The 20,027-nt window shown below is 60.3% G+C and carries 19 protein-coding genes; 13 read left to right on the forward strand and 6 right to left on the reverse strand.

Annotated features, from left to right (window positions below; all coding sequences use genetic code 11):
* Positions 1-11: 11 nt before the first annotated feature.
* The 3 genes from FY152_01415 to FY152_01425 all read right to left on the reverse strand — a co-directional run bounded on the left by FY152_01415 (position 12) and on the right by FY152_01425 (position 3,960).
* Positions 12-896, reverse strand: coding sequence for a 4-(cytidine 5'-diphospho)-2-C-methyl-D-erythritol kinase (locus FY152_01415; protein UXS30810.1), 885 nt, complete (start codon positions 894-896; stop codon positions 12-14).
* A gap of 6 nt (positions 897-902) precedes the next feature.
* Entirely contained in the window at positions 903-2,798 is a 1,896-nt protein-coding gene (locus tag FY152_01420; protein ID UXS30811.1) for a tetratricopeptide repeat protein, read from the reverse strand.
* A gap of 145 nt (positions 2,799-2,943) precedes the next feature.
* Positions 2,944-3,960, reverse strand: a complete 1,017-nt coding sequence (locus tag FY152_01425; protein ID UXS30812.1) for a polyprenyl synthetase family protein — start codon at positions 3,958-3,960, stop codon at positions 2,944-2,946.
* Between the two features lie 111 nt (positions 3,961-4,071).
* Between FY152_01425 and FY152_01430 the strand changes: the two genes are divergently transcribed.
* The 13 genes from FY152_01430 to FY152_01490 all read left to right on the forward strand — a co-directional run bounded on the left by FY152_01430 (position 4,072) and on the right by FY152_01490 (position 15,683).
* Positions 4,072-4,302, forward strand: a complete 231-nt coding sequence (locus FY152_01430; GenBank protein UXS30813.1) for a DUF2007 domain-containing protein — start codon at positions 4,072-4,074, stop codon at positions 4,300-4,302.
* Positions 4,303-4,308: 6 nt separating this feature from the next.
* A complete protein-coding gene (locus tag FY152_01435) occupies positions 4,309-5,109 on the forward strand; it encodes a tRNA1(Val) (adenine(37)-N6)-methyltransferase (protein ID UXS30814.1) in 801 nt (266 codons plus the stop codon).
* Positions 5,110-5,199: 90 nt separating this feature from the next.
* Positions 5,200-6,066, forward strand: a complete 867-nt coding sequence (locus FY152_01440; GenBank protein ID UXS30815.1) for a S49 family peptidase — start codon at positions 5,200-5,202, stop codon at positions 6,064-6,066.
* Between the two features lie 20 nt (positions 6,067-6,086).
* Positions 6,087-6,281 (forward strand): hypothetical protein, encoded by a 195-nt coding sequence (locus tag FY152_01445; GenBank protein ID UXS30816.1) that lies wholly within the window; start codon positions 6,087-6,089, stop codon positions 6,279-6,281.
* Between the two features lie 52 nt (positions 6,282-6,333).
* Complete coding sequence (locus FY152_01450; protein UXS30817.1) at positions 6,334-6,564, forward strand: AbrB/MazE/SpoVT family DNA-binding domain-containing protein; 231 nt, start codon at positions 6,334-6,336, stop codon at positions 6,562-6,564.
* Positions 6,561-6,977, forward strand: a complete 417-nt coding sequence (locus tag FY152_01455) for a PIN domain-containing protein (GenBank protein ID UXS30818.1) — start codon at positions 6,561-6,563, stop codon at positions 6,975-6,977. The genes FY152_01450 and FY152_01455 overlap by 4 nt, the downstream gene beginning before the upstream one ends.
* A gap of 80 nt (positions 6,978-7,057) precedes the next feature.
* Positions 7,058-8,020, forward strand: a complete 963-nt coding sequence (locus FY152_01460) for a glycine--tRNA ligase subunit alpha (protein UXS30819.1) — start codon at positions 7,058-7,060, stop codon at positions 8,018-8,020.
* Positions 8,021-8,072: 52 nt separating this feature from the next.
* A complete protein-coding gene (locus FY152_01465) occupies positions 8,073-8,513 on the forward strand; it encodes a hypothetical protein (protein UXS30820.1) in 441 nt (146 codons plus the stop codon).
* Positions 8,514-8,633: 120 nt separating this feature from the next.
* Positions 8,634-9,185: a LemA family protein gene (locus FY152_01470; GenBank protein ID UXS30821.1), complete on the forward strand. Its 552-nt coding sequence runs from the start codon at positions 8,634-8,636 to the stop codon at positions 9,183-9,185.
* An 87-nt stretch (positions 9,186-9,272) separates the two neighbouring features.
* Complete coding sequence (locus FY152_01475; protein UXS30822.1) at positions 9,273-10,550, forward strand: 3-phosphoshikimate 1-carboxyvinyltransferase; 1,278 nt, start codon at positions 9,273-9,275, stop codon at positions 10,548-10,550.
* Positions 10,551-10,766: 216 nt separating this feature from the next.
* Positions 10,767-12,704: a DUF2207 domain-containing protein gene (locus tag FY152_01480; protein ID UXS30823.1), complete on the forward strand. Its 1,938-nt coding sequence runs from the start codon at positions 10,767-10,769 to the stop codon at positions 12,702-12,704.
* A gap of 98 nt (positions 12,705-12,802) precedes the next feature.
* A complete protein-coding gene (locus FY152_01485) occupies positions 12,803-14,956 on the forward strand; it encodes a glycine--tRNA ligase subunit beta (protein UXS30824.1) in 2,154 nt (717 codons plus the stop codon).
* A 232-nt stretch (positions 14,957-15,188) separates the two neighbouring features.
* Positions 15,189-15,683, forward strand: a complete 495-nt coding sequence (locus tag FY152_01490) for a DUF523 domain-containing protein (GenBank protein ID UXS30825.1) — start codon at positions 15,189-15,191, stop codon at positions 15,681-15,683.
* A gap of 223 nt (positions 15,684-15,906) precedes the next feature.
* Here the strand turns inward: FY152_01490 and FY152_01495 are convergent, their stop codons facing one another.
* The 3 genes from FY152_01495 to purD form a co-directional block, all read right to left on the reverse strand.
* Positions 15,907-17,730: a HAMP domain-containing protein gene (locus FY152_01495; protein UXS30826.1), complete on the reverse strand. Its 1,824-nt coding sequence runs from the start codon at positions 17,728-17,730 to the stop codon at positions 15,907-15,909.
* Positions 17,731-18,059: 329 nt separating this feature from the next.
* Complete coding sequence (locus tag FY152_01500) at positions 18,060-18,563, reverse strand: hypothetical protein (protein UXS30827.1); 504 nt, start codon at positions 18,561-18,563, stop codon at positions 18,060-18,062.
* A gap of 157 nt (positions 18,564-18,720) precedes the next feature.
* Positions 18,721-19,992 carry a phosphoribosylamine--glycine ligase gene (gene purD, locus FY152_01505; protein ID UXS30828.1) on the reverse strand — a complete coding sequence of 424 codons (1,272 nt, stop codon included), beginning with the start codon at positions 19,990-19,992 and terminating at the stop codon, positions 18,721-18,723.
* Positions 19,993-20,027 lie beyond the last annotated feature (35 nt).

The raw sequence follows: 20,027 nt of genomic DNA on the forward strand, positions 1-20,027 counted from the left end.
ACGTCCGGTCCTCAAATGGTCCGCGTCGCCTGAAAATACCAGCCGGGACGTTTCTTTCGAAGCGATGTTTCCGCTTTTTGGGCGGCCTCGAAGGAATGAAAAATCCCGAAAAAGCTGGCGCCCGAACCGGACATGCGCACAAGGCCAGCATCTTCCTGCGACAGCAGTCCGGCGATTTCGCCGATTTCCGGCAGCAGTGCCTGTGCAGGCGGTTGCAGATCATTGCGGCTTTGCGCAAGAAAATCCATCCAGCCGCCTGTTCTACGCTCCGGCAACGGCGGATTGGCCTTGTTCTGCAATCGCCGGAAAATCTCCGGCGTCGAGACGGCCTTCAGAGGATTGGCAAGCACCAGAAAGAGTGCCGGCAGGTCCGAGATTGGCTCTATATCCTCGCCGATGCCCCGCGCGATGAGGGAACGGCTTTCAAGGCACATCGGCACATCCGCACCAAGTGTAAGCGCAAGGGAGGCGAGCCTTTGTGGATCGATGCCCGCATGCCAGTGCCGCAACAGCCCCCGCAGGGTCGCCGCCGCATCCGCCGAGCCGCCGCCGATGCCGGAAGCGACCGGCAGGTTCTTTTCGAGATGAATGGCGACCGGGCGGGCCGGCTGGCCTGTTGACAGGAGAGCGTCGCGCAGCAGGTCTCGGGCGCGGGTGACGAGATTGTCGCCACCATCGCCAGCGCGCAAAAGATCGCCGAAGGGACCGGAGATGGAGAAACTGTCGGCATCAGCGTCGCGAATGCGAATGACGTCGCCGGCTGCCGTAAATGTCACCAGCGTTTCGAGCAGATGGTATCCATCCGCTCGCTGGCCGGTCACATGCAGCGCCAGATTGATCTTGGCCGGGGCCGCCTCGATTGTCTCGATGGCCCCGGAAACATCATGCATGCGCATGCCGCGTCAGGATTTCTTGTCCGGAGTGGCGGCCGGTGCCGGGGCCGGAGGAGCAGGCGGTGGCGGCGCCACTTCCTTCTTGGCGGTGTTTTCGGCATCCTTTTCCAGGGGCGGCAGGCCGTTGGCGATCTTTTCGTTCACCTTGGCCTTGTCCACATCGTCGCTGTCGCCGATCAAAGCGCGGTTCCACTGATAGACCGCCTCGATCTTGCGGCCGACGCGCCAGTAGGCATCACCCAGATGGTCGTTGATCGTCGGATCGCCGGCCTTGAGTTCGATGGCCCGCTCCAGCTCGGTCACGGCCTCATCGAAAGCGCCGAGGCGATAATGCGCCCAGCCAAGCGAATCGACGATATAGCCGTCATTCGGGCGGAGCTCGACGGCGCGGCTGATCATCTTCATGCCGTCGTCGAGATTGATGCCCTTGTCCACCCAGGAATAACCGAGATAGTTCAGCACCTGCGGCTGCTCGGGGTTCAATTCCAATGCCCGCTTGAAATTCGGTTCGGCCTTGTCCCATTCCTTCAGCCGCTCATAGGCGATGCCGCGCTGGAAGAAAACCGACCAGTCGGATTTCTGCGGCACGGCGCCGATCACCTCGATGGCCTTGTCGTAGTTTTCGGCCATGGCGCGGTAATCCTTGGCGTCCGAAAGCACGCTGCCATAAGCGAGATAGGAACGGACGTCCTTCGGATCGGATTCAAGCAGGGACTGGAGATGCTTGCGCGCCTCGTCCACCTTGCCCGTCTGCGCAAGCGTCAGTCCGAGCTGCAGCTCGGAAATGCGATACATCGGCGAATCCTTCGGCACCTCGCGGTAGAAGGCGATGGCGCGGTCAGGCTGTTTCAGCGCTTCGGAGAGGCCGCCGAGAAGGATGAGCGTATCCGGGCTCTTCGGATCGAGCGCGCGCGATGTCTGCAGATAAAGCGTGACGATTTCTTCCGCACCTTCGCGGTTCAACGCACCGGCGATGGAGAACATGACGCTGGCAGCGCCCTCCACGGCATTGGTAATCTGCTGCTCTGGCTTGTCACCACTCTCGATCGCCTGTCGAAGCGCCTTCAGCGGCGCGTAATTCGGCGCGAAAGTATCGCCAACCGCAATCGCGTCCAGCGCCTTCTGCTTGTTGCCGGCGGAAGCTTCGAGCCGGGCAAGCGCCATCACGGCGCGCATATAGGTGTCGGAGGCGGTTGCCCCGCCTTCGCGATCCGTCACCGCCTCGTTCAGGCTCTTGCGGGCAGCTTCATTGTTGCCGGAAACAAGGGCGATGGCCGCCGCATTGTATTTCTGGAAAATCGAGATCCAGCCCGGGCCCTTCATGTTGTTGACCAGCGCCAGCGCTTCCTTCGGCTTGCCGGAGCCGGCACGCGCCCATGCGGTCAAAAGCGTATTGACCATGCGGTCGAGATCGTTGGGACCCGTGTATTTCAGTATCTTCTCGGCCTTGGCGAAGTCCTTGTCCTTGATGGCGTCGAGACCGCGCACGATGGTCGTCACGCGCTCGACGGAGGTGTCATCCTTCATCGAATCGGCAATCTTGGCGCCGGCCTCGAAATTGCCGCTCAGGAGTTCGGCGATCATCAGCCGCTGGCGGATTTCCGTATTGGCCGGATCGAATTCCAGCGCCTTTTTGTAAAGCGAAATCGCGGTCGGATAGTCCTGGTCGACATCGGCATTGCGCCCGGCGAGGAAGGCGCCGGAGAAGGTGTTCACCTTGCCGGGATCGAACGTGACGGCCTTGTCTTCCGGTTTCGCCTTCGTTTCCGCAAAGCCGGGGCTGGCACCCGCGCCGATTGCGAGAGCGGCGGCAAGAGCCGCGCTGCAGAGAAGACGGAGTGCTGGTTTACGCCGCATGAGGGAACCTTTGCCTTTGTGCAGATGCACGGAAAAATCAGTTTCCATTGTTTGGTCACCATAGAATGGCTTTTTTGAAGCAACCCCGCAAGAAATTATGGCCCACGCCACAATCAAGCCTTGCGGAGAAGCTGGCCCCCAGACATCAGGCGTGATGGTCTTGTCCATCCGCCGTTTGCCCGGGCCTTGGGCGTCAGTTCAGACGCTCGATGCAGAAGTCGATCACTTCCAGAAGCGCATTTTTCCATGGGCTCTGCGGCAGGGGTGCCAGCGCGTCGCGGGCGATGGTGCCGTAATGCGTGGCGCGGCCGATCGTATCGCCGAGGCCATTATATTTGGTGATCAGGCCCAGCGCCTTTTCGAGGTTCTCGTCGCTGCTTTCACCCTTTTCGATGGCGTTGCGCCAGAAGGCGCGCTCATCCTGGGTGCCGCGACGATAGGACAGGATGACCGGCAGGGTGATCTTGCCCTCACGGAAATCATCACCGGTATTCTTGCCGAGATCGGCGGACTTGCCGCCGTAGTCCAGCACGTCGTCGACGAGCTGGAAGGCGAGGCCGAGATTCATGCCGTAGGATTTGAGCGCGCTGCGGGTCGCCTTGTCGGTCTTCGCAACGATCGGGCCGACTTCCGCCGCCGCTGCAAAAAGGGCGGCCGTCTTGGCGCGAATCACCTGCAGATAATCGTCTTCCGTCGTTTCCATGTTCTTGGCGACTGAAAGCTGCAGCACCTCGCCCTCGGCGATGACCGAGGCGGCAGTGGACAGCACGTCGAGAGCATCGAGCGAGCCCACATCCACCATCATCCGGAAGGCCTGGCCGAGCAGGAAGTCGCCGACGAGAACGCTTGCCTGGTTGCCCCAGATGGTGCGGGCGGTGGATTTGCCGCGGCGCAGATCGCTTTCATCCACCACGTCGTCATGCAGAAGCGTCGCCGTGTGCATGAATTCCACGCTGGTGGCGAGCTTGATGTGGTGGTCGCCCTCGTAACCGAACATCGAGGCGGAAGCGAGCGTCAGCATCGGACGCAGGCGCTTGCCGCCTGACGAGATGAGATGGTTGGCCACCTCAGGTATCATCTGGACATCGGAACCCGCCTTGGAAAGGATAAGCTGGTTCACCCGTTCCATGTCGGGGCGGGTCAGGTCGACAAGCGGCTTGACGGATGCGAGTTTGTTTTTGCTTTCTTCAAGCGGTATGACGACGCCCAAGGGACAGGACTCCAGTTCGAATTTGAATTCGACAATAAAAACTGACGCCTTGCGCGGCAAGGGGCGAATTGCCGCTAGCCATTCAAAAAGATGGGAATTTAAGGTCTATCCATGCGTGAACTGATCCGTACCAACGATGCCGTGCTGCTGTCCTTCGCCGAAAGCCTGATGAAGGACGCCGGTATCCATTGCCTTGTCGCCGATCAGGCAATGAGCATTCTGGAAGGTTCGCTCGGTCTTCTGCCCCGCCGGTTTCTGGTTGAAGAGGATCGTGCCGATCAGGCCCGCCGCATCCTCATCGATGCCGGGCTGGGCGACGAGCTGCGCAACGAAGAGGCTTGAGCGGCAGTGGGCGGCGGCATTTCCGAAACGATCGACGCCTTTCACCGGGGCAGGTTTCACATCATCCAGCCCAAGGGCAGGGGGCACCGGGCCGGCATGGACGCCATGCTTCTCGCCTCGTTGGTGGCGGATGAGCGCGCCTGCCGGGTCGCCGATCTCGGCGCGGGCGCGGGTGCGGCGGGCTTTGCTGTTGCCGCCCGGCTCGAAAAGGCTGAAGTGACACTCTACGAGCGCTCGCCGGAAATGGCGGAATTTGCCCGCCGCAGTCTCGCATTGCCGGAAAATGCCGCCTTTTCCGCCCGCGTCAGCTTATGTCAGGCGGATGTGACCCTGCGTGCCAAGGCGCGCGTCGAAGCCGGGTTGCCGGACGCCTATTTCCACCACGTCATCATGAATCCGCCCTATAATGATGCGGGCGATCGCCGCACGCCGGATGCGTTGAAGGCTGAGGCTCACGCCATGACGGAGGGTCTGTTTGAGGACTGGATCAGGACGGCTGGCGCGATCATGGTTCCGGGTGGGCAGCTTTCCCTGATTTCAAGGCCGCAATCGGTGGCGGACATCATTGCCGCCTGCGGTGCCCGTTTCGGCGGCATGGAGATCACCCTCATTCATCCGCGTCCGGGCGAGGATGCGGTGCGTATGCTTGTCACCGCCATCAAGGGCTCGCGGGCGAGGTTATCGTTCCGGGCGCCGCTCGTCATGCATGAGGCCGGCAGCCACGCCTTCACACCCCTCGTGGACGACCTGAACAATGGCCGCACCGCCTATCGCCGTAATGTAAAGGCAATCAGGCCGGGCCTATAAAATCGCGGTTCCGCCGGGCGTAAACCATTGCGTTTTCCCGGGCGATACATACATGCCTGACGAACAGGCAATTGCTGCGAGGATTGAGTTGTGGGTTTTCTGAAGTATCTGGTACCGAAACGCTTTCGCAAAAAAGAACTCGTCATCCCGGTGGTGCGCATGCATGGCGCCATCATGGCGGGTGGTAACCAGTTTCGCCCCGCGCTCAATCTCGCCTCCTATGCGCCGCTGCTTGAAAAAGCCTTTGCCATCAAGGACGCGCCGGCCGTTGCCATTTCGCTCAACTCTCCCGGCGGCTCGCCGGTGCAGGCGCGGATGATCTATAATCGCATCCGCCAGCTTGCCGAGGAAAAGGAAAAGAAGGTCCTGATCTTCGTGGAAGACGTGGCTGCCTCCGGCGGCTACATGATCGCGCTTGCCGGCGACGAGATCATCGCCGACCCCACTTCCATCGTCGGTTCGATCGGCGTCGTCTCCGGCGGCTTCGGTTTCCCGGAAATGCTGCGGAAGATCGGCGTGGAACGCCGCGTCTATACGGCCGGCGAGAACAAGGCGATCCTCGATCCCTTTCAGCCGGAAAAGGAAGGCGATATCGAATATCTGAAGTCGCTCCAGGTCGAAATCCACAATGTTTTCATCGATATGGTCAAGATGCGTCGCGGCTCGAAACTGAAGGACGATGAGACGCTCTTCTCCGGCCTGTTCTGGACCGGCATGCGCGGTCTCGACCTCGGCCTGATCGACGGGCTGGGCGATATGCGGGAGATTCTGCGCCACCGCTTCGGCGAAAAGGTCAAGCTTCAGCTCGTCAGCGGCGGACGCTCGCTGTTTGGCAAAAAAGTGCCAGGCGTAAATGCGGCGCTCGACCTCAACGCCGAAAGGCTGGCCGCAGGGGCCGTCTCGGGACTTGCGGAGGTCGCCGAAGAAAAGGCATTGTGGTCGCGTTTCGGTCTATGATGTCGCAGGAATAGGGCCTTATGGCGCAGCTGATTACAATTCTTCTTCTGGTGGTGGGATCCGTCATCCTTTACCGCCGCTTTGTCCGCGATGCGGAAAAGCTTTCGGCGAAATCGAAACAGCGCGAAAAGGAACGCGAAACCGGCGCCATCGGCACGCTGATTAAGGACCCGGAAACCGGCGAATACCGCCTGAAGCGCGAGGATGAGACGTAATTTTCCTGTAACGTGGAATTTGCTATAGTCGCTTTCGAGTAAGGAGACCGTCATGCGTGTCACGAAATGGGGCGATAGTCTTGCGGTCCGCATTCCGGCGGATGTCGCGGAAGCCTTGCATATCAAGGAAGGCGACGAGGTGGATGTTTCTGTGCCGACACAGGAACCGCCTGCTTCTATTTCACAGGAGGAGCGCGAAAAGATACTGTCGTATATTCGCGCTCAGCGTTGGCAGCTTCCACCCGGCTGGAAATTCGACCGCGAAGAGGCAAATGAGCGTTGAGCCATTTGCCCTTTCTCGATACGAATATCTTCATCTATGCCTTTCTGGATGACGAACGGTCATCCAAGGCCCAAGAGATCGTTTCTAAGCCTTATGTGACGAGCGTTCAGGCATTCAATGAATTTGCGAGTGTTGTCCGGCGGAAGTGGCCTCAAAAATGGGTTGAAATCCGTAGGTCGCTGGATGGTCTCCGTCGAATGGCGGTGACAGTCGTTGAACTCGATGTGCAGTTAAATGCGAGCGCTATTGATCTTGTCGATAAATATAACTTCGCCTTCTATGACGCGTTGATGGTAGCAGCAGCCCTGGAGGCTGAAAGCGCCGTCTTCCTCTCCGAAGACATGCATGACGGTCTCGCCATCGAAGGGCGAATGAAGATCGTCAACCCGTTCACCGCCCGTCTCCACGCATAAAACCTTGACCCCCACGCCATGCCGTGGCACGTGTCCGCATCCGAAGTAAGTCAATGCTTACTTGTCCTCCTAACGCCGCGATGACTGCAATGACCGATATTCCCGACCATATGAACCCGAAGCGTTCCTTTCAGGCGCTGATCCTGACGCTGCACAATTACTGGGCCGACAAGGGCTGCGCGGTGCTGCAGCCTTACGATATGGAAGTGGGCGCGGGCACGTTTCATCCGGCGACGACGCTGCGTGCGCTTGGACCGAAGCCGTGGAAGGCCGCTTATGTGCAGCCTTCGCGCCGCCCGTCCGATGGCCGTTACGGCGAAAACCCCAACCGCCTGCAGCATTATTACCAGTATCAGGTCATTCTGAAGCCCAACCCGTCTAACCTGCAGGAACTCTATCTCGGTTCGTTGAAGGCCATCGGTCTCGATCCCTTGCTGCACGATGTGCGCTTCGTCGAAGACGACTGGGAAAGCCCGACGCTCGGCGCCTGGGGTCTCGGCTGGGAATGCTGGTGCGACGGCATGGAAGTGTCGCAGTTCACCTATTTCCAGCAGGTTTGCGGCATCGAATGCTCGCCGGTTGCGGGCGAGTTGACCTATGGTCTGGAGCGTCTCGCCATGTATGTTCAGGGCGTCGACAATGTCTATGACCTGAACTTCAACGGCCGCGAAGGCGAAGAGAAGATTTCCTATGGCGACGTCTTCCTGCAGGCCGAGCAGGAATATTCCCGCCATAATTTCGAATTTGCCGACACCGCCATGCTGCATCGCCATTTCATCGACGCCGAAAAGGAGTGCCAGGCGCTTCTCGCCGCCGGTGCGCCCGGTGATAACGACAATCAGCGTCTGCACAAATGCGTATTCCCGGCCTATGACCAGTGCATCAAGGCCAGCCACGTTTTCAACCTTCTGGATGCGCGCGGCGTGATCTCGGTGACGGAACGCCAGAGCTACATCCTGCGCGTGCGCACGCTGGCGAAAGCCTGCGGCGAGGCCTTCCTGCTGACGGATGCGGGCGGGCTGAACTGGAACAGGGCCGCCTGATTTTCAGCGGTAAGCTCTTGTCCTGAATTTTTGATAATTTGAAGGGCCGTTCTTGACGGCCTTTTATTTTGTGTGGATTGGTACGCTGAATATAGCGATGGGTTTAACCGTGAATAATATTAGAAATTTCTGTTTTTTATTTGTGCTTACACTCGGATGCATTCTCGGCAATAGCGCGGCTGCGGAAACGACAGACTGGATGAGCGGCAAGGATGCCTTTGCCCGCGCCGACAAGCTGCGTTCCTTCGGAATGATTGTCACCCGTATGGATTGCAAGGATAGCGGCCAGCGAACGCTTGATGTGGGTAGCGCGCTTGTCCGCATGCACTATACGCGCAATACGCAAATGCTTGATTGGGAAATAGATGGCTGGAACCATCTGGGTGAAAACAAGAACTATTGGGCTGAACGCGGCTACAGACTTGCCTCACATACTCTTTTCGTAAGGAAGACATCTGGCCTGAGATTATATTGCACCGTCTTTTATAAATAACGGGTGCTTGCTTCCTGCAGCGTGTCCGTTCCGGCAAAAACGGACAGAATGAGCGAAGCCCCATGACTTTGCGGCGATGAGCGGCTATCGTGCGCGCATCGAAGCTGGGAATCGCAATTCATGTTCATCACGCTGGCAATCATCGCGGCAATCGCGCTTTATGTCGTCTTCATCTATAACGGCCTCGTCAAGGCGCGGCAGATGAAGGAAGAGGCGTGGTCGGGCATCGACGTGCAGCTGAAGCGCCGCGCCGATCTCATTCCCAACCTCATCGAGACCGTGAAGGGTTACGCGGCGCATGAAAAGAGCACCTTCGAGGAGGTGATCGCCATGCGCAACAGGGCGCAGGCCGTGCCGGCCGGCGATGTCGAAGGTCGCGCCCAGGCGGAAGGGCTGCTGTCGCAGGCGCTCGGTAAGCTCTTCGCGCTTGCTGAAGCCTATCCCGATCTCAAGGCCAATACGAACTTTCTGGAATTGCAGCGGTCGCTGGAAACCATCGAAGGCGAAATCCAGATGTCGCGCCGTTATTACAATGGCGCCGCCCGCGATCTCAACGTCAAGGTGGAAAGCTTCCCCTCCAATCTGGTCGCAGGCCAGTTCGGCTTTGCCAAGGCGCCCTATTTCGAGATCGACAATCCGGCCGACCGCGCCGTGCCGACAGTGAAATTCTAAGCGCACTGTTCCCCCGGCGGCTTAAGACCTCCCGTTCAAATTCCGATAATCCGGCCCCGCGCCGCATTCTTTGACAAGACGACAATCATGATCGAACTGACCATCACCCCGCCCGACCACCCGCTTTCCGGCAAGGTCGAGCCGCCCGGCTCCAAATCCATCACCAATCGTGCGCTTCTTTTGGCTGGTCTTGCCAGGGGCAAAAGCCGGTTGACCGGCGCACTGAAAAGCGACGACACGCTTTATATGGCCGAAGCCCTGCGCGAGATGGGCGTCAAGGTCACCGAGCCTGATGCCACCACCTTCGTAGTGGAAGGCACAGGTGTATTGCAGCAGCCGGAAAAGCCGCTTTTCCTCGGCAATGCCGGCACCGCTACGCGCTTCCTAACCGCTGCCGCAGCACTTGTGGATGGCGCCGTCATCATCGATGGCGACGAGCACATGCGCAAACGCCCGATCATGCCGCTGGTGGAGGCCCTGCGCTCCCTCGGCGTCGAGGCGGAAGCGCCGACCGGTTGCCCGCCCGTCACCGTCTGCGGTAAGGGCACAGGGTTCCCGAAGGGCAGCGTCACCATCGACGCCAATCTTTCCAGCCAATATGTGTCGGCACTTCTGATGGCGGCCGCCTGCGGCGACAAGCCTGTCGATATCATCCTCAAGGGCGAGGAAATCGGCGCCAAGGGCTATATCGATCTCACCACATCGGCCATGGAAGCCTTCGGCGCGAAGGTGGAGCGGGTGAGCAACGCCATCTGGCGCGTGCATCCGACGGGTTACACGGCGACCGATTTCCACATCGAGCCGGATGCCTCCGCCGCCACCTATCTCTGGGGTGCGGAACTGCTGACCGGCGGCGCGATCGATATAGGCACGCCGGCCGATAAATTCACCCAGCCGGATGCCAAGGCCTATGAGGTCATGGCGAAGTTTCCGCACCTGCCCGCCGAAATCGACGGTTCGCAGATGCAGGACGCCATTCCGACCATCGCGGTTCTCGCCGCCTTCAACGAGACGCCGGTGCGTTTCGTCGGCATCGCCAATCTGCGCGTCAAGGAATGCGACCGTATCCGCGCCGTCTCGCTCGGCCTCAACGAAATCCGTAACGGTCTGGCGCATGAGGAAGGCGACGACCTGATCGTGCATTCCGATCCGGCTCTTGCGGGCCAGACGGTCAAGGCCTCCATCGATACTTTTGCCGACCACCGCATCGCCATGAGCTTTGCGCTGGCGGCGCTGAAGATCGGTGGAATCGCTATCCAGAACCCTGCCTGCGTGGGCAAGACCTACCCGGCTTACTGGAAAGAGCTCGCCTCGCTCGGCGTCGAGTACACGGAAAAGGAAAGCGCTGCCGAGCCGCAGCATTAGAAGAACGGTATTGGTTTTCCGTCATTCCGGCCTTGAGCCGGAATCCAGCGCGATCAAGTCCTTGATCGCGAAAGACTCTTCAAGCCGCGCAGACGCGCGGCTGCTGGATACCGGGTCATCCTCGGACTTGATCCGGGGACCGGTATGACGGAATGACCGTGCTGCGCATCATCACTTGAAACCGGAAACGCTCCATTCCCTTAAGGAGAACCGCCCGTGAAGACCATCGCCGCAAGACTTCTCGCGTTGTTCGTCTTCCTGGGCGCGGCCTTCCCGGCCTTCGCGGAGGAATTCATCCGCTCCTACCATTCCGTCATCGAGGTGGCGGCGGATGGCAAGCTGACGGTGACCGAAACCATCACCGCCCGCGCCGAAGGCCAGAATATCAAACGTGGCATCTTTCGCGATTTCCCGCTTTATGCGCTGGATGCGAATAACCGCCGTACCAAGGTGGATTTCAACGTCGTTTCGGTGGAGCGCGATGGCGCGCCGGAAAACTGGCGCACCGAGAATATCGACGGCGGCATCCGCATCTATACCGGCAGCGCCGAGCGTTTTCTGCCGACCGGCGAGCATATCTTCCAGATCACCTACACCACCGCCCGGCAGATCCGCTATTTCAGCGATTATGACGAGCTGACCTGGAATGTCACCGGCAATGGCTGGCAATTCCCCATGGGCGAGATTTCCGCCACCATCACGCTGCCGCAGGGCATCAGGGCCACCGAAACCGCCATCTTCACCGGTCCGCTTGGCGCGAAAGGCAAGGATGCGCGCATTCTGAACGAAGGTAACGAGGTATTCTTTGCCTCTACTCGCCCCTTTACCGTGGGCGAGGGCATGACGGTCGCCGTCAAGCTGCCCAAGGGCGCGATTGCCGCCCCTGACACTTCGCAGGAAGCGGGCTGGTGGCTGCGGGATAATCTCGCCATTCTGCTTTCGGGCGGCGGGCTTTTTGCCGTGCTGCTTTATTACCTGCGCGCCTGGTTCGCCGTTGGCCGCGATCCGGCGAAGGGCGTGGTCGTGCCGCGCTGGGATGCGCCGGAGGGGCTCTCGCCGGCTCTGGTCAACTATGTCGATAACAGGGGCTTTTCGGGTGCCGGCTGGACGGCGCTTTCTGCCTCGGCCCTTGATCTTGCGGTGAAGGGTTATGTCGTTCTGGAGGACTTGAAGAACGCCATCGTCATTCGCCGCACGGAAAAGGCGACCGCTGCCGATCTGCCGACCGGCCAGAAAACGCTGCTGTCCTCCATCGGCGGCCCTGGCAAGACGCTGACCATCGACAAGGCCCATGGTGCGGAGGTCGAAAAGGTCGGAACACAGTTTCGCGCAGCGATAGAGAAAGAGCATCGCGGCAAATATTACCGCAGCAATGCCGGTTACATCGTTTTCGGCATCTTCCTCAGCATCGCCCTCATCGTCGCGACGCTGGTGTTTGGCGATCTGGATGAAAGCGCCATTGCCGCCGTGCTGGTCTTCGGCTTTTTCGCCTTCTTCTTCAGCATCCTGTCGATCGGTATCGGCCGCCAGTTTTCGCGCGGCGCACCGCTGCGCAAGCGGATCGGCGGCATCGTCATGCTGGCCTTTGCCGGTTTCGTGGCCTTTTCCGCCATTGGCGGCATCGCCACGCAAATCCTGCTGGATGTGACGCATGACACCAAGTCGCTGGCGCTGGCCGCCATCGGCGGCATCGTGCTGACCAATGCGCTGTTTCTGTTCCTGATGGGCGCGCCGACGCCGCTCGGCCGCAAGCTGATGGATGGCATCGAAGGCCTCAGAACCTATCTGACGCTGGCGGAAAAAGACCGGATGAACATGGCAGGCGCGCCCGCCATGTCGCCGCAGCATTTCGAGACGTTGCTGCCCTATGCCGTGGCGCTTGGCGTCGAAAAACCGTGGAGCCGCACCTTCGAGGCCTGGCTTGCCACCGCCGCTGCCGGTGCCGCTGCGGCAAGTTATGCGCCCGGCTGGTATGCGGGCAGCAATTACGGAACCTTTGGCGACAGGATCGGCGGCTTTTCCACCTCCATGGCCAATACCATCGCTTCCACCATTCCCCAGCCCGTCAGTTCTTCCGGCTCCAGCTTTTCGGGCGGTGGCGGCGGCGGTTTTTCCGGCTCCGGCGGCGGTGGTGGTGGCGGCGGCGGCTGGTAACGCCCGCCGGCGGTAATTTAACCGATAGCTGGTGACTTTTGCCGCTGGTCTTGCTAAGTCCGCGACACTCTTTTGCAACAGATTAAAGTCCTTATCCCATGCCCGATCTTCTGCTTGAACTTCGCTCCGAAGAAATCCCCGCCCGCATGCAGCGCAAGGCGGCGGGCGATCTGAAGAAACTCGTCACCGATGCCTTGGTGGAGAGAGGGCTGACCTATGAGGGCGCGCGCGAATATTGGACGCCGCGCCGCCTGACGCTGGATATTCGCGGCCTCAACGCCCGCTCCGCCGATGTGCGTGAGGAAAAGAAGGGCCCGCGCACCGACGCCAATGAAAAGGCCATCGAAGGCTTTCTGCGCGGCGCCGGCCTCAACGACATTTCGGAAGCACAGGTCGTTTCCGATCCGAAGAAGGGCGATTTCTACATCGCCATTATCAACAAGCCCGGCCGTCCGGCGGAAGAGATCATCGCGGAAGTGATGCCCGGCATCATCCGTTCCTTCCCCTGGCCGAAATCCATGCGCTCCGGCCCGGCTTCCATGCCGAAGGGTTCGAGCTATGCCGGCATCGAAGGCAAGGGCTCCGAAAGCCTGCGCTGGGTGCGGCCGCTGCAATCCATCGTCTGCCTGTTCGGCCCCGAGCATGACGAAACCCAGGTCATTCCTTTCGTGATCGACGGCATCGTCGCCGGCAACGTCACCTATGGCCATCGTTTCCATGCTCCCAGCCCGATCACCGTGCGCCGTTTCGAAGATTATGTCTCGAGCCTCGAAAAGGCGAAGGTCATTCTCGATGCCGAACGCCGCAAGGATATCATCCTGCACGACGCCAAGGATCTGGCTTTCGCCAACGGTCTGGAACTGGTGGAAGATGAAGGCCTGCTGGAAGAAGTCTCCGGCCTCGTCGAATGGCCGCAGGTGCTGATGGGCACCTTTGAGGAAGATTACCTGCAGATCCCCGCGGAAATCATTCGCCTCACCATCAAGACCAATCAGAAGTGTTTCGTCACCCGCAATCAGGGTGCGGAAGAAGGTCTTTCCAACCGTTTCATCCTGATCTCGAACATCGAGGCGAGCGATGGCGGCAAGGAAATCATCCATGGCAATGGCAAGGTCGTGCGCGCCCGCCTGTCGGATGCCCGCCACTTCTGGAACCGCGACCAGGGCGATCTGCCCGATCTCGAAACGCTCAAAGATTCGGCTGCGAAATTCGGCCTCGATCTCAAGAAGCCGCTCGACCAGCGTATGGCGAAGCTCGATGCGCTGAACGTCACCTTCCATGCCAAGCTCGGTACGCAGGGTGAGCGCGTGGCCCGTATCCGCGAACTGGCGAAGGCGCTGGCCCCGGTTGTCGGCGCCGATGCCGATCTGGTGGACCGCGCCGTGGTGCTGGCCAAGGCCGATTTGCGCACCGAAGCCGTCGGTGAATTCCCCGAGCTTCAGGGCCTGATGGGTCGCAAATATGCGACGCTGCAGGGCGAGAATGAAAGCGTCGCGGCGGCAATCGAAGATCACTACAAGCCGCAAGGCCCCTCAGACCGTCTGCCGGCCGACAAGGTGGCGATCACGGTCTCTCTGGCCGACAAGCTCGATACACTCGTTGGTTTCTGGGCCATCGATGAGAAGCCGACCGGCTCCAAGGATCCCTTCGCGCTGCGCCGTGCGGCGCTGGGCGTGGTGCGCATTCTGCTTGAGAAAAACGTGCGGCTTCCGCTGCTGAGCGTTGCGAAGGACCCGGACCTTCTCTCCTTCTTCCACGACCGCCTGAAAGTCTATCTGCGCGACCTCGGCGCGCGTTACGATCTGATCGACGCCGTCCTGACGCCGGAATCCGATGATCTGCTGATGATCGCCCGCCGTGTCGAGGCGCTCACCGCCTTCATCACCGGCGAAGATGGCCGCAACCTTCTGGCAGGCGCCAAGCGTGCAACCCAGCTTCTGGCTGCGGAAGAAAAGAAGGGCACCGTGGTGGCGAACAGCGTTTCGGAAGAGCTGTTGAAGCTTGATGCCGAAAAGGCGCTCTACGCGGCGATCAGGACGGCTTCTGCCGATGCTGCGAAGGCTGTTGAGGGCGAGGATTTCCGCTCCGCCATGCAGGCGCTCTCCACACTTCGCGCGCCGGTCGACAGGTTCTTTGAGGATGTGCTCGTTAATGACGAGGATGCGGCCATCCGTGCAAACCGTCTGGCGCTGCTGAAGGCTATTCGCGAGGCGACCGGAACGGTTGCGGATTTCTCGAAGATTACGGGGTGAGGGGGTTCGGGGTAGCCAGGTATGTCAGCGTGCTTGGTTCACCCCCCTCTGCCCTGCCGGGCATCTCCCCCTCAATGGGGGAGATCGACCTGTGGCAACCTCTCAGCCACATTGAACGTTTCGGGAAGAGCGGGGAGCGTGCCTCTCGCCGATCTCCCCCCTTGAGGGGGAGATGCCCGGCAGGGCAGAGGGGGGTAAGCCGCGACCTCGACTCTCGAAGGATGCCTCCCCATTGACCCACACCACCCCCAAAATCCTCATCAGCGCCTGCCTCCTCGGCCAACCTGTCCGTTACGACGGCAGAGGCAAACCCTTCGCCCACCCGGCGATAGACCGCTGGCGGCAGGAGGGCAGGCTGGTCACGATCTGTCCGGAGATGGCGGGCGGCATGCCCGTGCCGCGCCCGCCGGCGGAAATCGAGAAGGGTGCCTCCGGCCTCGATGTGCTGGAGGGCCGCGCCCGCGTGCTGGAGGTCACCGGTGGCGATGTCACGGCGCAATTTATCGCCGGTGCGGAAAGGGCGCTGGGCTTTGCCAGGGCCAATGGCTGCACATATGCACTTCTGATTGACGGCAGCCCGTCCTGTGGGTCGGTTGCGATCTATGACGGTTCGTTTTCTGGCGTCAAACACGCGGGCAACGGGGTTACGGCGGCGCTGCTCGAAAAAGCCGGTATAGCCGTATTTTCACCTGCCGATATCGACCGGCTGGATGCGCTGACCCGCTGAAATGAGGCGCTGCAAATACGGCTTCGCCTGCTTCCCGAGGTGGTAAATACTCCCTGCCGTCATCCTCGCCCTTGAGGCGAGGATCCACAATGCAATCTGGCCATGGGTCCTCGGGTCGAGCCCGAGGACAACGCCGAATATGTAGGGAACGTTTTGGAGAGCACATAAAAATGCCGGGTCCGTGCCCGGCATTTTTGTTTCAATCGCATGAGAGCGTTCGTGGTCACCCAGCCATGCGCATCTGCTCCGCCATGCCATGAAGCTGGTGGCCGGAGGAGACGCGGAAGCCGCGGATGAGGTTCAGCAGCTCTTCGGTGTCCACGGCGAGCGCTTCCGCCGAAGCCGTGGTTTCTTCCGCCATCGCCGCATTGTGCTGGGTGGCGACATCGAGTTGGTTGAGCGATGAGGAGATCGAGCGCAATGTCGTGTCCTGTTCGGCGGCCGAATGGGCGATCTTGCTGACGATTTCGTTGGCCGATTTGATCTGGTCCGAAATCCGTTTCAGCGCATCGCCGGCCTCGCCGACAAGGCGCACACCGTTTTCCACCTGGGCGGAAGAACGGGCTATCTGGTCCTTGATCTCCTTGGCGGCGGCGGCGGATTTCTGCGCCAGTTCGCGCACTTCCTGCGCCACCACGGCAAAGCCCTTACCGGCCTCACCCGCACGCGCCGCTTCCACACCGGCATTCAGTGCCAGAAGGTTGGTCTGGAAGGCGATGTCGTCGATCACGCCGATGATATTGGAAATCTGGTCGGAAGACTGTTCGATACCGCTCATCGCTGATATCGCCTCTTCCACCACCCGGTCGCTGCGCATGGCCTCCGAGCTGACGGTGGTGACGCGCTTGGCGGCGTCGGCCGCCCCTTCCGCCGTCTGGCGCACCGCAACCGTCAGTTCGTCGAGCGCCGCGGATGTCTCTTCCAGATTGGCAGCTTGCCGCTCGGTGCGCTGCGAAAGCTCATTGGAGGCCTTGCGGATTTCTTCCTTGGAGCCGCCGATGTCGATGCTCTTGGAATTCACCTTGGCCATGGCGGCGTCGAGATGGGTCAGTGCCTCGTTGAAATTGTCGCGCAGCGCCGCATAACGGTTGCCGAGATCGCCGCAGCGTACGGTCAGATCGCCGCCGGCGAGCTTCTCCAGTGCCTCGCCTATGGTGGTGACGACACGAGCCTGCAAGGCGGCCTCATCGCGTTGCATGTCGAGATTGTTCTGGCGCTCGGTGTCGAGCTGGTTCTGCTGTTCTTCCTGCCGGCGCTGCATGGCGTGGCGCTCGCGCACCTTGTCCTGGAGCGAGGCAGTGGCCTTCGCCATCATGCCCACTTCGTTCGTCAGGCCAGTATGGGGAATGGCGAGCGAGACGTTCTCATTGGCCACTTCGCCGAGCGCACGGTGAATGTCGCCGAGTGGTTTGGAAATGCCACGGATGACGTAGAAAGCGGCGGCCAGTGCGAGCACGAAGATGGCGGCACCGATGGACAGCGCCTTCATCACCTCGCCGCGCACCTGCGCGTTCAGATCGTCGATGTAAACGCCGGTCACGACCACCACCTGCCAGGGCTCGAAGGCAAGCGCATAGGAGCTTTTGGCGTAGTCATTGCCTTCCATGCCGGGCTTCGGACCGTAAAAATCCGTCTGGCCGCCGCCGTTGCGGCCAAGCCGCACCAGCTCGTCGCGATAGGCGAAACCCTTGCTGTCCGGTTTGCCCTTGAAGCTTTCGCCGACGCGCTTGGCATCGGGATGGAACTTCATCGTCACATCGTAATCGTAACCGAACAGATAGCCATCAGGCGTGAAGCGCATGGCGCTTACCGTGGCGTAGGCCTGCTTCATGGCCTCGTCCCGCGAAAGCGTCCCGGCCTTTTCCCTGTCGTGGAAGGATTGCAGGATGGAAATGGCCGATTGCACCTGCGTCCGCAACATGCCGTAGCGTTCCTCATAGATCGCGTCGGTGGCGGATTTCAGCTGGTAGAAGGTCGCAACGGAGAAGGCGGCCATCAGGGCCACGACGAGAACGATCAGCTGACGGGAAATGGAAAGGTTCTTCATGGGCGCTCACAAGCGTTTTGCATCGCGCACCTCAAAAAAGCTGCGCGCTGCCGAAGTTTCGGAAATGGGAATCGCGCCTGATGCGCGGTGAACAGCCTGAAAAGCGAGCCTCCGCCCCAGGCATGATGTCGTGCTGCATTGCACTATGAAAATACTTAGCGGCCAAAAATTTGAATAAATATTTAATTAGAAAGAGCTTTATCAGCCCGATTGGCAGAATAAGGGCGGAGAATTCCGATATTCACCGCATGGTTGCTGTGAATTGTGGCGAATGCAGCAATGGCGCGATTATTTGACGTTTGTCATGAGAATACGCGTTGCGTTCTCGGTCAGTTGCCACGCAATTGGAAATCCGGGAATGTCGGCGTAGCCGAAGCGCTTGCGGGTGCTCCCGCATTCTCCGCAGAAATTTCCTTCACCGCCGATGTCGTCGTCGTTGCGTCGATGGCGGGGGGAGTTGAGGCCGTTTCGTCGGGCTGCGCCACAGGTTCAGCATCGTCATAAGTCGCGATTGCATTCTGGGTCTCGCCGGGCATCCATGCCGGATTGGTGCTGACGAAAGTAACGGGTGCGCCGCCCAGCCAGGCTTCGGTACGCACCAGCGTGCGTTTGCCATCGATTTCGCGCATTTCCATATGCTGCGTGCCGGGCTCGATGGAGGGAATGGCGTAACCCTGCGTCACGGTCTTGCCCTTCAGGGGCTGGCAACCACTGCAATCCAGGCGCACGAAGCTGCCATTGGTGATATGCGTGCCATTGATATATTCGACGGAGGACGCCATCGCCGACCCGCTGGTCAGCGCCACAATCGCTGTGAGAAGAAGACGACGCATCGAAAAACTCCCGAAATAACGGCGTGGTCTCTTTTTCGAGACACAGTGCGCCATTCAATGTTCGGACAAGTATTATCGATGTTTCGTTTCCATCGGGTCAGCAAACTTGGTAAAAATTGAACGAAATATTCGCTCCCAACCCCGTTTTCTTTAAGAATCAGGCCTTTTCGCGGGCGACGGCCTGCCAGCCTATATCGCGGCGGCAGAAGCCGTTTTCCCATTCCACCCGGTCGGCCAGCGCATAGGCGCGGGCCTGCGCTTCCGTCACGGTCTTTCCAAGGGCGGTGACGTTAAGCACGCGTCCGCCCGTGGCCACCAGCCTGCCGTCCTTCAGCGCGGTTCCGGCATGGAACACCTTGGCCTCTTCGCTGGCTTCGGGAATATGGGCGATCGGCGTGTTCTTGTCGTAAGCGCCGGGATAACCCTTCGAGGCGAGAACGACGGTCAGCGCCGCATCGTCGCGCCATTCCGCCTCGACCTTGTCCAGCGTGCCGGTGGCGGTGGCATAGAGGATCGGCAGCAGATCGCTTTTCAGGCGCATCATCAGCACCTGGCATTCGGGATCACCGAAACGGACGTTATATTCGATCAGTTCCGGGCCCTTGGCGGTGATCATCAATCCCGCAAAAAACACGCCGGAGAAGGGATTGCCATCCTTGGCCATGCCCGAGATCGTCGGCTCGATGATCTCCTTCATGGTGCGCTCCACCATGGCCGGCGTCATCACGGGGGCGGGGGAATAGGCACCCATGCCGCCCGTATTCGGGCCGGTATCGCCGTCGCCGACGCGCTTGTGATCCTGCGCGGTGGCGAGCGCCAGTGCGGTCTTGCCATCCGAAAGGCAGAAGAAGCTCGCTTCCTCGCCATCGAGGAAGGCCTCCACCACCACTTCGGCGCCGGCCGCGCCGAAAGCGCCGTCGAAACAGTCGTCGATGGCGGCAAGCGCCTCGGCTTCCGTCATCGCAACGGTCACGCCCTTGCCCGCGGCAAGCCCGTCGGCCTTGATGACAATCGGCGCGCCCTGTTGACGAACATAGTCCCTGGCCGGTTCGGCGGATTTGAAACGCTGGTAAGCGCCGGTCGGAATATCGTAGCGCGCGCAGAGATCCTTGGTGAAACCCTTGGAACCCTCAAGCTGGGCGGCTGCCTTCGAGGGGCCGAAAGTGGCAATGCCGGCGGCGCGCAGATCATCCGCAAGACCGGCAACCAGCGGCGCTTCCGGGCCGACGACGACGAAGTCGATTGCCTTTTCTTTCGCAAAGGCGATGATGGCCGCGTGGTCTTCCACATCAAGCGGCACAAGCGTCGCGTGATCGGCAATGCCGGGATTGCCGGGGGCGGCATAAAGCTCATCGAGCAGGGGAGACTGGGCGATTTTCCACGCCAGCGCATGTTCGCGTCCGCCGGAACCGATCAACAGAACTTTCATGGTCAATACCCCTGCAAATTCGCCAGTAACCTTGT

The sequence above is a fragment of the Agrobacterium tumefaciens genome, assembly GCA_025560025.1.
Taxonomy (GTDB): domain Bacteria; phylum Pseudomonadota; class Alphaproteobacteria; order Rhizobiales; family Rhizobiaceae; genus Agrobacterium.

Coding starts and splice junctions, on each gene's coding strand:
- FY152_01415 (UXS30810.1), bottom strand. CDS start 896: ATGCGCATGCATGATGTTTCCGGGGCCATCGAGACAATCGAGGCGGCC.
- FY152_01420 (UXS30811.1), bottom strand. CDS start 2,798: ATGGAAACTGATTTTTCCGTGCATCTGCACAAAGGCAAAGGTTCCCTC.
- FY152_01430 (UXS30813.1), top strand. CDS start 4,072: ATGCGTGAACTGATCCGTACCAACGATGCCGTGCTGCTGTCCTTCGCC.
- FY152_01445 (UXS30816.1), top strand. CDS start 6,087: ATGGCGCAGCTGATTACAATTCTTCTTCTGGTGGTGGGATCCGTCATC.
- FY152_01450 (UXS30817.1), top strand. CDS start 6,334: ATGCGTGTCACGAAATGGGGCGATAGTCTTGCGGTCCGCATTCCGGCG.
- FY152_01460 (UXS30819.1), top strand. CDS start 7,058: ATGACTGCAATGACCGATATTCCCGACCATATGAACCCGAAGCGTTCC.
- FY152_01470 (UXS30821.1), top strand. CDS start 8,634: ATGTTCATCACGCTGGCAATCATCGCGGCAATCGCGCTTTATGTCGTC.
- FY152_01475 (UXS30822.1), top strand. CDS start 9,273: ATGATCGAACTGACCATCACCCCGCCCGACCACCCGCTTTCCGGCAAG.
- FY152_01485 (UXS30824.1), top strand. CDS start 12,803: ATGCCCGATCTTCTGCTTGAACTTCGCTCCGAAGAAATCCCCGCCCGC.
- FY152_01495 (UXS30826.1), bottom strand. CDS start 17,730: ATGAAGAACCTTTCCATTTCCCGTCAGCTGATCGTTCTCGTCGTGGCC.
- FY152_01500 (UXS30827.1), bottom strand. CDS start 18,563: ATGCGTCGTCTTCTTCTCACAGCGATTGTGGCGCTGACCAGCGGGTCG.
- purD (UXS30828.1), bottom strand. CDS start 19,992: ATGAAAGTTCTGTTGATCGGTTCCGGCGGACGCGAACATGCGCTGGCG.